The 214-nt window shown below is 65.0% G+C and carries 1 protein-coding gene; it reads left to right on the top strand.

Annotated features, from left to right (window positions below; all coding sequences use genetic code 11):
* On the top strand, positions 1-214 hold a 214-nt coding region (locus tag HMPREF2617_RS06430; protein ID WP_210400834.1), incomplete at both ends, for a transposase.

Raw genomic sequence — 214 nt, 5'->3', positions numbered from 1 at the left:
GCGCCAGATGCTGCAAGGGTTTATCAACCAGATCCTCTCCGCCCAGGCCGACACCGTGTGCGGCGCCGAATACGGCGTCGCCTCCACCGAGCGGGTCAACCACCGCAACGGGTATCGCCACCGCGACCTCGACACCCGTGTCGGCACCATCGATGTCGCAGTGCCGAAGCTGCGCCACGGTGCATTCTTCCCAGAATGGCTGTTAGAGCGACGC

Origin of the sequence: Corynebacterium sp. HMSC070H05 (assembly GCF_001837615.1) — a bacterium.
Lineage (GTDB): Bacteria > Actinomycetota > Actinomycetes > Mycobacteriales > Mycobacteriaceae > Corynebacterium > Corynebacterium coyleae.
This window is presented reverse-complemented; position numbering and strand designations above follow the sequence as displayed.